Source organism: Sharpea porci, from assembly GCF_009695655.1.
Taxonomy (GTDB): domain Bacteria; phylum Bacillota_I; class Bacilli_A; order Erysipelotrichales; family Coprobacillaceae; genus Sharpea; species Sharpea porci.
In genome coordinates, this window is record NZ_VUNM01000012.1 from 17132 (window position 1) to 29627 (window position 12496).

Here is a 12496-nt window from a genome sequence, read left to right on the forward strand (position 1 = left end):
GAGGTGTTATCATGAAAATACTAATTGTTGAAGATGATCAAACATTATTTCAATTACTAGCCAATGAATTGAACCAATGGGGTTATGAGACAAAGGGCGTAGAGAACTTCAATGAAGTTTATGAAGAAGTGCTGCACTTTCAGCCAGAACTCATTCTGATGGATGTAACATTGCCTTATTATAATGGTTTCTATTGGACAGAGAAAATCAGACAACATTCGAAAGTCCCTATTATCTTTATTTCATCTCACAGTGAATCCATGAATATTGTCCAAGCGATGCAATATGGTGCAGATGATTATATTGTCAAGCCAATCGATATTGCTGTAACACGGGCGAAGATCCAGGCGGTCTTAAGACGTGCTTATGATTATGTGGTTGAAAGTGACAAACTCACTTATAAGAATCTGTCTTTGAATTTGGCTGCCTGTAAGCTTGAAGGACAGGATATCAGCTTAGATTTAACACGCACGGAGCTGTTAATTCTTGAAAGTCTATTTATCGCTAAGGGAGATATTGCGAAAAGAGAAAGCATCATTGAACATTGCTGGCAAAGTGACCAGTTCATTGATGACAATACTCTTGCTGTTAATATGACCCGTTTGCGCAAGAAGCTTATGAAAGTAGGTTTGTCTGATTTCATTATGACGAAGAAAGGTGTGGGTTATTATCTTCATGAATAGATTAATAGGTTATTTGAAAAGCCAGTATCAGCTTTTTCTTTGTTTTGTTTTTGTCGCAGTGACAAATCTCTTGGTCTTTCTTGTTGCCAGTCTTTCTTTAGAATATTATGGGCTATTTATGGAAATTCTCATTTTTGGACTTGTTGTCTATCTTGTTGCAAGATTTCCATCTTATCAAAAAGAACGCACGCTAGCTGAACAGGTTGAAGAACTCAAAGAAGAAATCAAGAAGAATGAGAATGACTATATTGATAAAAGAAAAGAGCTTGAAGAATATTTTTTGCTCTGGACCCATCAGATTAAGACACCAATCACTGTCTCTAAGTTGCTTTTTAGAACCTATGAGAATGAACAAACAAAAGCCTTAGAAGAACAAATGTTCTATATTGAAGAATATACAAATATGGCCATGAACTACATTAAGCTTATTGACCGTAATGCGGACATGGATATTACTTATGTGGATCTTGATGAAATCATTAAGCTTGTCTTGAAAAAATATGCCATGCTTTTTATTGACAAGAAGATTTCATTAAACTATGAACCTATTCATCAACAGGTTATTGCCGATAGTAAATGGCTCTCCATCATCATAGAACAGCTCATTGCGAATGCTGTTAAATATACAAATGAAGGCTCCATCACTATTTCCTACGACAAAGAAACAAGACAGCTGTCTATCATTGATACAGGTATTGGAATACGTGAAGAAGACATTCCTAAGATCTTTGATCGTGGCTATTCTGGATTTAATGGACGCCTGAATGAGAAGTCAAGTGGCTTAGGACTCTATCTTGTCAAGAAGATTGCGGTATTGTTGAATATTGAGATTGATGTTGACTCAAAACTCAATGTAGGATCAACCTTTTCTTTAAAGTTTCCTGCCAATCTTACAAATTTGTAAGATTGAGCATGACATTGTTATTTTAAATAAATGCAGTACATTTTTATATCCGATACAATAAGCGTGTAAGAAACGGAGGAAGGTCTTATGGCATTATTAGAACTCAAAAATGTAAGACGTATTTATAAGACAAAAAATGTTACAACAACAGCATTAAAAGAAATTAACTTTACGGCAGAAGCAGGTGAATTCATATCCATCATGGGCGAATCAGGAGCTGGCAAGACAACACTCTTGAATATCATTGCCACACTTGATAAGCCAACAGTTGGCTCAGTCATTCTTAATGGCAAAGATATCAGCAGTCTCAAAGATAATGAAATTTCCCAGTTTAGAAGAAATGAACTTGGCTTTGTCTTCCAGGATTTTAATCTTCTTGATCAGTTCTCTAACCGCGACAATATTTACTTACCACTTGTTTTATCTAATGAAAATGAAGCAGTGATGAAGACAAGACTGGATCAGTTGAAAGATCAACTAGGTATTGCAGAACTCCTTGATAAATATCCTTTTGAAATATCAGGAGGTCAGAAACAGCGTATTGCGATTGCTAGAGCAGTCATTACCAAGCCATCACTATTGTTGGCAGATGAACCAACAGGTGCATTGGATTCAGCTTCATCAGAAATGATTTTAAATCTCTTTACATCAATCAATGAGGCAGGCCAGACAGTCTTGATGGTCACACATTCCTTAAGAGCTGCAAGCTTCGCCAAAAGAGTACTCTTTATCAAGGATGGTATTGTCTATCATGAAATCTATCGTGGTGATCATGAAAGTCAGCAGGATTTCATGGAACGCATTAATCAGGCTCAAATTGTATTAAGCAGAGGTAAACATTAATGAACTTTGCGATTGCGAAGAAGTTTGCGAAAAAGAATCTCAAGGCAAACCGTTCATTACTCATTCCTTTTGTGATTTCTAGTGGTATTATGTTGATGCTTTTTAATATCATGGCGAGCCTGCTTGATAATCAATATGTACGTACTAGACATGAAATGTTATTAACGTTTATGATTCTAGGATTAGCAGTTATTGCGATATTAGCAGTGATCTTTGTGCTCTATTCAACAAATTTCTTAATCAAAAGAAGAAATAAGGAATTTGCTCTCTATGGCATTCTTGGTTTGGAGAAGAAGCATATTAGAAAGATCATTTCTCTTGAATATCTTGTTCTCTTTGCACTTATTGGTTTGATGGCTGTTATTGGCGGCTATGTCTTTGGACAGCTGACATTCTTAGGTGTCAATAAGCTGATGAAGGATGTCTCTGGTGGACTCATGGACTTCCCTTTCAGTCTCAAGGCTTTTGTTATGACGATGGTGGCACTTGTTGTGCTTTATATCATCACTGTGGCAAGAAGTACGGTTGGCATTTATCTTTCCACACCTGCTACTTTGCTTAGAAAAGGCCATAGTGGTGAAGGTGAACCAAAATCACGCTATCTGCTTATGATAATAGGATTCGCATCATTAGCTGCTGGCTATATCATGGCCCTGACAATTAAAGGTGTTCTTTCTGCATTATCTTATTTCTTTATTGCTGTCGGCTTGGTCATGCTTGGTACATATCTTCTCTCTATTTCTTTTTCAATTATTGTCCTCAAGGCACTTAAGAAAAGAAAAAGCTATTATCAGCCTGTTCATTTTCTCAATGTCAGTGGCTTACTTTATCGTATGAAAAGCAATGCTGTTGCTTTGGCTAGTATTACTATCTTATCAACAGCAGTCATTGTCACGGTTTCAACAACAGCTGCCATCTATGGCAATATTCAGACTATGGCGACTAATGCCTATCCACGTGCCTATCAGGCGCGATATTATGGTAAAGTAAACAAGGAAAACTACAAGACTGTTGAAAAAAATATGGCTCAATATGTCTATGATACAGCTAAAGATCCACAACATATCAAAAATGTATATAAAACCTTCAATATGTCCATCTATTGTCAGGAGAATGGCAACAAGTTCACTTCCTATAAAGAAGGAGCTAAACCATGTTATCTTGAAGTTACTGAACTTAACGGCTATAATCAGCTCTTTCATAAAAAGGTAACACTTCAAGACAACGAAGTCCTCATGAATACCAATGTCAAAAAACAATTACCACAGACAATTGTCTTAAAAGACAAGACTTATAAAGTAAAGCCTGTCAGTGATAATTTGCTTGGTCAATATGGTGTTGATGCCTATGGTATAGTTGTGAAGGATGTTGATACCATGCTTACAATCAGCGATGATATTAAAATAAGACAAGGTGCTGACAAGATGGTTAATGCTAGAGTGGTGCCTGAAATGAACTGGGATCTTGAGGGAGAGAGTAATGAAGCCTTCTATACGAAACTAAAGAAAAATAATCATAACTTTTCTGTTTATACACGCCAGGAATATCTAAAGAGTGTTTATGAACTTAATGGGGGATTCCTTTTCCTCGGTATTATCATTGGCATTGTCTTCTTAACAGGTACTATCCTGATTACTTACTATAAACAGATGAGTGAAGGCTATGAAGACCGTGATAAATATCAGGTCATGAAAAAAGTTGGCCTTTCTGATCGTTTGATCAAGAAAACAAGTGCCTCACAGGTTGTCTGGATGTTCTTTGCCCCACTCATTGTTGCAAGCATACATTGTCTTGTGGCCTCAAAGATTATCTTTGAATTATTACAAATGTTTGCGATTACACGCTATATGCAGTATGGTATTTATTTCATAGCTGTACTCTTGGTCTTTATGGCTGTCTATTTCATTATCTTCAAACTCACATCTAGAGCTTACTATCGTATTGTTCAGTAAGAAGCGTCTATTACAGGCGCTTTTTCTTTTGATTTTTTGTTGATTATTGAAGCATTCTTGCGTAAGATGGACACAGTATGTGAAGGGAAGTCGAATTCATGTTTCAAACAATCGAAAAATTATTGATTCAAATAGATCATTTTGTCTGGGGGATTCCTCTTATTGCCTTAATTCTTTGTGGTGGTATCATGCTGACTGTAAGAATGGGCTTCTTGCAAATTCGGAAATTGCCACTCGCACTGAAGTGGATGGTGGCAAGTGAAGAGGATGGCGAAGGGGAAGTCAGCAGCTTTCAGGCTTTATGTACTGCCTTAAGTGCGACAATCGGTACAGGGAATATTGTTGGCGTGGCTACAGCTGTAACGACAGGTGGACCAGGGGCCATCTTTTGGCTCAATGTTGCTGCATTGTTTGGTATGGCAACAAAGTATTCTGAAGGCCTCTTAGCTATTAAATATCGTACCGTTGACAAGGACGGACATGCCCTCGGTGGGCCTTTCTATTATATTGAAAGAGGGATGGGGGCAAGATGGAAACCTCTCGCTAAGCTCTTTGCCTTCTTTGGTGTCTGTGTTGGGACATTTGGAACAGGGACATTTACTCAGGTCAATGGTATCAGTAGTGCAGTCGCAAATTTCTTTGATCCAAAAAATAGTCATCTTGTCTCTATTCCTCATCTTGGCACATATAATCTTGTTGTCGTTATTTCTGCAATACTTCTTACAATATCAGCAGCGCTTGTGCTTTTGGGTGGACTTAAACGTATTGCTCAGGTAACCGAAGTCATAGTGCCTTTCATGGCCGTTGCCTATATTGCCAGTGTCGTTGTGCTCATGGTCACAAATGCTTCAGCCATTCCTCAAGCTATCAAGATTATCATTGAAGGTGCCTTTAACCCACGTGCTGTTACAGGTGGCGCGATTGGCTCAATGATGATTGTTATGCAGACAGGGATTGCAAGAGGCGTATTTTCTAATGAAGCAGGACTTGGCTCAGCACCCATTGCGGCGGCAGCTGCTAAAACGAAAGAACCTGTTCGTCAGGGCTTAGTTTCGATGACGGGAACATTTATTGATACTATCCTTATTTGTACGATGACAGGCTTGAGTATTGTGATTACTGGAGCTTGGAAAATGCCAGGCTTAAAAGGTGTAACTGTGACATCCTATGCTTTTAGTCATGGTCTCCCATTCTCAAGTAACGTAGCTGCATTTATCTTGATGATGTGTCTGGTCTTCTTTGCCTTTACGACAATTCTAGGCTGGAATTATTATAGCGAAAGATGTCTTGAATACTTAACACCATCAAAGCAAGCCAACAAGATTTTTAAATATGTTTATATCTTTAATGTCTTTATTGGGTCATTTATTTCGTTGAGCACAGTATGGACAATCTCCGATATCTTTAATGGCTTGATGGCTATTCCTAATATGATCGCGATATTTGCCTTAAGTGGTGTTATTGTGGAAGAAACAAAGCGTTTCTTTAAAGAATCCCAAGAGTCACTTGAAATATCAGCACAACTTGATTCCTATTCGGACACATTGGAAAACTAAGATGTTAAGGCAGAAAAATCTGCCTTTTTTAATGTCATGAAAAAGTAAAATATTCGTCTAAGATTCATGGATATTGTTTGACTTCAAGAAATGATATTGTTATTATGTGACGGGAAAAAGACATCGGGAAGTCAGGATTAATATGAAAAAGCAGAAAGAAACGCTAGGCGAGCGTTTATATCGTCTTAATCATTTTTATTGTACAAAAGAACAAATACATCATATCTCAGCCATGAATCAAGCTAATGACTTTGCCCATTGTAAGAATATTTCAGGGGCTTTTATGTTATTTATGGTCATTTTTGTATTTATTCATTTATTTCTAACACATGATCGTGCTGAAGTCACCAAATATGGAAGTTTTGTCGTGGCAAGTTTAGCCATTTTTGTGCCTTGCCTTTTATTTAAAAAGCCAAGTGGCCTGTTTATACGTATAAACTGTATGATTCTTGAATGTATTTTATATGCTTTTGGAATTGTCGAATCAGTGAGTGATCCACGTTTTGTCGCAACGTCTCTCTTAGTGATTTTTTTGCTTTGTGCGATTTTGTTTTCTGATAATATGGTTATGGAAATTATGATTTCTAGTGTTGTTTTAATGATTTTTTTGTCAACTTCATACATGTTGAAATCTCCATTACGTTTTCATGGTGATGTTGTTAATGGTATAACGTTTTATTTTGTTTCACTTGTCATTCATTATATCTATTTACGTGTTAATATGAAAAATATGTTGGTTCGTTATGATTTGGCAGAAATGAAAAATGAGCTTTATATGAAAGCAAATTTTGATACACTTTCTCATTTGTTGAGCCGTGGACCATTCTGGCTGCTTACAGAAAAACTGCTTAAACAAGAACATCAGCTCATGGCAGCATGTATTTTTGATATTGATAACTTTAAGAAGATCAATGATACATATGGACATGAAAAAGGTGACGATGTCATACGTTATCTTGGCGAAATAACGCAAAAACTTCTTCAGACAGAAAATCTTCCACGTATAGATTATCTCAATCTCTTACAAAAAGAATCATATGACTATGCCTGTCGCTTTGGTGGGGATGAATTCTTTATTATTTTCCGTCACCCAGTAACAACTTCAGATGTTGAAAAATGCGTGCAGAAATTACTTGATGCTACGCATCAGTATCCATTAGGCAATGATCATTTACATATCTCTATTGGTGTTACGATGATTAATCCTGAGGAAACTCATTTCCAGCAGATTTATCAACGTGCTGATCAGCATCTCTATCATGCTAAGCATCTAGGGAAAGACTGTTATGTGATTGAATAGGGGTATTATTTTATGATATATTTTTTAAAAGCCTTAAATTATTTGATTTCTTGTCTATAATATAAGAAGGTGAATGAAGATTTAAGAAGGGAGCTTTTCGTATGGATATCATACAGTTTGATCAAGAAACAAGACGTTTTCTTGAATCGTTGCCAATAGCTATAGGTATTTATCAGTTTATTGATCAAAAAGTTCATACTGTTCTTTTATCACAAGGTTTTCTTGATATCTTTTGTCTTGATGATTTACAAGGTGCATTGGATTTAATGAATAGTGATATGTATCGTGATGCCCATCCTGATGATGTCGCTCGTATTGCCGATATTGCCTATCAGTTTGCGATACATGGTGGAACTTATGAAGCTGTCTACCGTAACAAGAATCCTTATCAGGATCATTATCATATTATTCATTCAAGTGGTAAACATATTTATTATCGAGGTGTACGTTTAGCCATTATCTGGTATATGGATGAAAGTAGGGCTCAACAAGAAGACAATGAATCAAGTCGCCTGCTTAAACAAATGCTGTTTGACAATCTCCAGCAAGAGATGGATCAGCGTCGTCGTCAATATGATGACTTAACAGGTTTACCTCATATGAATTACTTCCTTACACTAGCTAGTAAAGGGGTGAAACACCTTATCGATCAAAGTTATCAGCCAGCTATTCTCTATATTGATTATAGTAATTTTAAAACCTTTAATCAGCATTATGGCTTTGCAGCCGGGGATTACATGATCAGGGAGCTAGGTAGAATTGTCCGTAGTTTCTTTGGGGCAGAAAATGGCTCTCGCTTTGAGAGTGATCATTTTGCGGTTTATACAACCCTTGAAGGCCTTGAGTCCAAGCTGAACTTATTGTATGAAGAAATTGCTAAGCTCAATAATCACAAGAGCTTACCTGTGCGTGTTGGTATTTATGCTGAATCTTTCGACCTTCTTGATCTCAATAAAGCATGCGATTATGCTAAACAGGCATGTGATTATTTGTCAGGAAAGAATTATTCAACATCGATTTTCTTCAATAAAGATATTCAACATGCAGCTGAAGTTAAAGAATATGTCATTACACATTTTCAAGAAGCCATGGAAAAACACTGGATTCAGGTCTATTATCAACCTGTCATTCATGCGATTTCTGGAACAATGTGTGGTAGTGAAGCCTTGGCACGTTGGAATGACCCACACTATGGCATGATTATGCCTAATTCTTTTATTGGAGCATTGGAAGAAACAGGACAAATCTATGATTTGGATCTTTATATCTTTGAAGAAGTTTGTCATGATTATGACGCTTATAGACGTTTTGAAGATGATGTTGTGCCTGTCTCATTTAATCTTTCTCGCCGAGACTTTGATCATAGTGATCTTATCGAACGTATTGAAAATATCATACAACACTATCATGTCCCTCATGAACTGATTAATATTGAGATAACAGAAAGTGCTTTTGTCGAAGATGTCAGTCATATTGGAAAAGTCGTTGACCATTTTCATGCGCTTGGTTATCAGGTATGGATGGATGACTTTGGAACAGGTTATTCTTCACTTGGAATATTGAAGGATTTTGCTTTTGATGAAATTAAGATTGATATGAGCTTTATCTCTAATTTTACGGCTAAAGGCAAGAAGATTATTGAATCAACAGTCTCAATGGCTAAGAAAATAGGTGTCCAGACACTTGCTGAAGGCGTAGAAACAAGGGAACAGTTTGAATTCTTAAGACAAATAGGATGTGAAAAGATACAAGGCTATTATTTTGGTAAACCTATCCCAGGATATAAAATGAGTGAGCATTGTAAAACACATGATATTCCAATCGTATCATTAAATTGGAAAGATTATTATGATGCCATTGGAGCTATTAATTATTTAACAGATAGTTCTTTAGCTGTTGTCGAGGATGATGGCGAAAACTTCAAGATTCTTTATATGAATTCAGCTTTTAAAGAAGAACTCACTAAAGATAATATTGTTGATTACAAAGATTGGGAGAAACAGCTCAATATTAAGAATAGTCCGATCCATGTCTTCCATCGCCGCTTTGCGAATGAACAGTTACGAAAATGTGAAGGTGTACAAACAACAACATACCCGACATCGCATGGTTATATGGAATTAAAGGCCAGTGTTGTGACATATCATGAGCAATACTATATTTATAAAGCCCAGATCAATCATGTTCAGCTTAGTAGCAATGATGAATTGGAATATCATGATAACCTGCTCAAGAATCTCTATTATCTTTATAGTGATGTGGCTCTTATTGATTTAGAGCATGATACAATAGAAGGGGTTATTTCTTCACTTTCATCCCAGCCCATTGCCCAAGAGACAATAACCAATCTTCATGAATGCGTTCAAACTTGGGAAGAAAACTATGTGGTACCAGAAGAAAGAGAACGTTTTAGAAATTTCTGTAATCCTGATCAGCTCTATGATCGCTTTATGAAAGAAGACCAACCGATGTTAATTGACTTCTTTCATTCGCGAAGATCGGATGGTCATTATGAATGTTTGATGCATGTGGTTTTGCCGGTTGTCAATACAAAATTTAAGAAGCTGCTTTATGTCACTATTCCGACTGGGCAAAATAATGACGAAAGGAAGCAAATGAGTGAATCATAAAATATATCAGATGGATTTTAAGAAAGTGTATGATCTTCTTGTCAAGAAAGCTATGCAAAAAGGCCGTAGTAAGAAAGAAGTTGATGAACTGATTGAATGGTTAACAGGATATGATGAGGAAATGCTGAAGGTATGTAGTGCACAGTCTTTGACATATGCTGAGTTCTTTCAACAAGCACCAGCTTTCAATCCTTATAGCAAGAATATTAAAGGGAAGATATGTGGTGTGAGGATTGAAGATATTGAAGATGAGATAATGTGGAAGATTCGCTGTCTGGATAAGTTAGTAGATGAACTGGCGAAGGGCAAGAGTGTTAACACTATTATTCAAAAATATCAAGAGGAAGTGTAAGCTTCCTCTTTTTTTCTTTGAAGCAAATGATTAGTAATGGCTTACAGGACGTGTTATGATAGGTATATAGAAAATTTCTTAAAATAAGTAATAAAGGAGATGTAAGAAATGAAAAAAGTAGTTGTAGTCGGTGGTGGCGTTTTAGGTACTCAGATTGGCTTAATTGCTGCATACTGGGGTAATGACGTGACATTCTGGCTAAGATCAGAAGGTTCTATTGGTAGAACTGAACCAAAAATCAAGAGATATTCAGCACTCATGCTTGAAGATTTAAAGAAGGCTAAGGCATTGATTGGCAATCCAATGGGTGCTTATCTCTATCCTCATGGAATGATTAAGGATTGGGCTAGTATCACACCTGAGAAGATTGATGAACTGATTGCCCAGGGTGAAGCTAATCTTACGAATAATGTTCATATCTCATTAGATATGGCAGCTGTGATTCCAGGTGCTGATATTATTGTAGAATCAATGTCTGAAAATGTTGAAGCTAAGAAAGCTGTTTATGAAAAGATGAGAGATCTTATTGATGAACATACGATTCTTGTCACAAATTCTTCAACATTATTACCAAGTATGTTTGAAAAATATACAGGCTGTCCAGAAAGATATCTTGCTATGCATTTTGCAAATACAATCTGGAAGAATAATACAGCAGAAATTATGGGCCATCCAGGCACTTCTGAAGAAGCATACAACAAGATTGTTGAATTTGCAGGAGAAATTGGTATGGTACCATTATGCTTACATAAAGAGCAGCCAGGTTATATTTTGAATTCAATGCTTGTACCATTCTTGAATGCTGCTCAGGCACTTTGGGCTAATGAAGTTGCTGACCCAAAAACCATTGATAAAACATGGGAAATTGGTACTAGTGCACCTGCAGGTCCATTCAAGATTCTTGATATCGTTGGCTTAGAAACAGCTTATAATATCAATCTAATGAATCCAAAGACTAAAGAAGAAGGATCAGTTAATTACAAGATTGATAAGCTTCTTAAAGAGAAGATTGACAAAGGTGAAACTGGTGTCAATGCTGGCAAAGGTTTCTACGATTATAAGAAATAATAGAAGGGGCATGATGATTCATGCCTTTTTATGTAGAGAAAAAATATTTGTGTACGCTATATATGTTGTAATGTGATTGTAATGTTATATAATATAAATAGCAAAACTCTTTTTCAAGAAGAGTGTACATAAGGAGGCTTAAAAATGTGTACAGCAGCAACTTATAAAACAAAAGACTTTTATTTCGGGAGAAATCTTGACTTGGAATTCTCTTATCATGAAACGGTAACAGTAACACCAAGAAATAAGGTGTTTGCACTTCGTCATGCCGGTCAGCTTGACCATCACTTTGCCTTGATTGGTATGGCTTTTGTGGTAGGGGATTATCCACTTTACTATGATGCTACAAATGAAAAGGGCTTGAGCATGGCAGGCTTAAACTTCCCAGGCAATGCACATTATAATAAACCAGTTGAAGGAAAGGACAATGTCGCTTCATTTGAACTTGTGCCTTGGTTACTTGGACAGTGTGCTACTGTTGAGGAAGCTAAAGCTTTATTAGAGCGTATCAATATTACTGATGATGCTTTCAGTAAAGAACTTCAGCCATCACCATTACATTGGATGATTGCGGATAAGAATCAAACAATTGTCTTTGAACAGACAGTTGATGGGGGTAAAATCTATGATAATCCAGTTGGTGTAATGACAAATAATCCAACATTTGATTACCATCTCTTACACTTAGCTGATTATATGAATGCTTCTGCAGATGTTCCTGAAAACAAACTGGCAAAGGGCGTTCAATTCAATGCCTATTCTAGGGGTATGGGTGGTTTTGGCATTCCTGGTGACTTGTCATCAGCATCACGTTTTGTCAAGGTGGCCTTCACAAAGATGAATTCCATCTCTGGCGATAGTGAAAGTGCTAGTATTTCACAGTTCTTTAAGATTCTTGGCTCTGTAGAACAACAAAAAGGATGTTGCCGTTTAAGCTATGAAGATGATGGAACACCTGTTTGTGAATATACAATCTATTCTAGTTGCTGTAATACTGATAAAGGTATTTACTACTATACGACATATGAGAACAGTCAGATCAGTGCCGTTGATATGCATAATGAAGATCTTGATGGCACTTCAACAATCTCTTATGAACTTGTCAAAGACCAACAAATTAATTACCAAAACAAACCAAATACTGCAGAATAATCATGAAGTGGTCGTATGAGACCACTTTTTTGTTATAATGGTATGGGAGGATTCTT

The 12496-nt window shown here is 36.6% G+C and carries 10 protein-coding genes; all 10 read left to right on the top strand.

Going from position 1 to position 12496, the window contains the following annotated elements; translation table 11 throughout:
* The first annotated feature begins 11 nt into the window (after positions 1–11).
* The 10 genes from FYJ79_RS06545 to bsh all read left to right on the top strand — a co-directional run bounded on the left by FYJ79_RS06545 (position 12) and on the right by bsh (position 12440).
* Positions 12–683, top strand: a complete 672-nt coding sequence (locus FYJ79_RS06545) for a response regulator transcription factor (RefSeq protein WP_154515710.1) — start codon at positions 12–14, stop codon at positions 681–683.
* Positions 676–1587, top strand: coding sequence for a sensor histidine kinase (locus FYJ79_RS06550; protein WP_154515713.1), 912 nt, complete (start codon positions 676–678; stop codon positions 1585–1587). The genes FYJ79_RS06545 and FYJ79_RS06550 overlap by 8 nt, the downstream gene beginning before the upstream one ends.
* Before the next feature lie 87 nt (positions 1588–1674).
* Positions 1675–2430 (top strand): ABC transporter ATP-binding protein, encoded by a 756-nt coding sequence (locus FYJ79_RS06555; RefSeq protein WP_154515716.1) that lies wholly within the window; start codon positions 1675–1677, stop codon positions 2428–2430.
* The gene (locus FYJ79_RS06560) at positions 2430–4382 is read left to right on the top strand and encodes an FtsX-like permease family protein (protein ID WP_154515719.1); all 1953 of its coding nucleotides are present in this window, start codon (positions 2430–2432) and stop codon (positions 4380–4382) included. Before FYJ79_RS06555 ends, FYJ79_RS06560 begins: the two co-directional genes overlap by 1 nt.
* Positions 4383–4480: 98 nt before the next feature.
* Entirely contained in the window at positions 4481–5938 is a 1458-nt protein-coding gene (locus tag FYJ79_RS06565; protein WP_154515722.1) for an alanine/glycine:cation symporter family protein, read from the top strand.
* Positions 5939–6080: 142 nt separating this feature from the next.
* Positions 6081–7238: a GGDEF domain-containing protein gene (locus FYJ79_RS06570; RefSeq protein ID WP_154515725.1), complete on the top strand. Its 1158-nt coding sequence runs from the start codon at positions 6081–6083 to the stop codon at positions 7236–7238.
* 101 nt (positions 7239–7339) lie between these two features.
* Complete coding sequence (locus FYJ79_RS06575; RefSeq protein ID WP_154515728.1) at positions 7340–9868, top strand: putative bifunctional diguanylate cyclase/phosphodiesterase; 2529 nt, start codon at positions 7340–7342, stop codon at positions 9866–9868.
* Positions 9858–10220 carry a DUF2200 domain-containing protein gene (locus FYJ79_RS06580; protein ID WP_326803492.1) on the top strand — a complete coding sequence of 121 codons (363 nt, stop codon included), beginning with the start codon at positions 9858–9860 and terminating at the stop codon, positions 10218–10220. The genes FYJ79_RS06575 and FYJ79_RS06580 overlap by 11 nt, the downstream gene beginning before the upstream one ends.
* Positions 10221–10328: 108 nt before the next feature.
* Positions 10329–11288, top strand: a complete 960-nt coding sequence (locus tag FYJ79_RS06585; protein WP_154515731.1) for a 3-hydroxyacyl-CoA dehydrogenase — start codon at positions 10329–10331, stop codon at positions 11286–11288.
* 144 nt (positions 11289–11432) lie between these two features.
* Positions 11433–12440, top strand: coding sequence for a choloylglycine hydrolase (bsh, locus tag FYJ79_RS06590; protein WP_154515734.1), 1008 nt, complete (start codon positions 11433–11435; stop codon positions 12438–12440).
* Positions 12441–12496: the final 56 nt, after the last annotated feature.

Coding starts and splice junctions, on each gene's coding strand:
- FYJ79_RS06575 (WP_154515728.1), top strand. CDS start 7,340: ATGGATATCATACAGTTTGATCAAGAAACAAGACGTTTTCTTGAATCG.
- FYJ79_RS06560 (WP_154515719.1), top strand. CDS start 2,430: ATGAACTTTGCGATTGCGAAGAAGTTTGCGAAAAAGAATCTCAAGGCA.
- FYJ79_RS06550 (WP_154515713.1), top strand. CDS start 676: ATGAATAGATTAATAGGTTATTTGAAAAGCCAGTATCAGCTTTTTCTT.
- FYJ79_RS06585 (WP_154515731.1), top strand. CDS start 10,329: ATGAAAAAAGTAGTTGTAGTCGGTGGTGGCGTTTTAGGTACTCAGATT.
- FYJ79_RS06545 (WP_154515710.1), top strand. CDS start 12: ATGAAAATACTAATTGTTGAAGATGATCAAACATTATTTCAATTACTA.
- FYJ79_RS06555 (WP_154515716.1), top strand. CDS start 1,675: ATGGCATTATTAGAACTCAAAAATGTAAGACGTATTTATAAGACAAAA.
- FYJ79_RS06570 (WP_154515725.1), top strand. CDS start 6,081: ATGAAAAAGCAGAAAGAAACGCTAGGCGAGCGTTTATATCGTCTTAAT.
- FYJ79_RS06565 (WP_154515722.1), top strand. CDS start 4,481: ATGTTTCAAACAATCGAAAAATTATTGATTCAAATAGATCATTTTGTC.
- bsh (WP_154515734.1), top strand. CDS start 11,433: ATGTGTACAGCAGCAACTTATAAAACAAAAGACTTTTATTTCGGGAGA.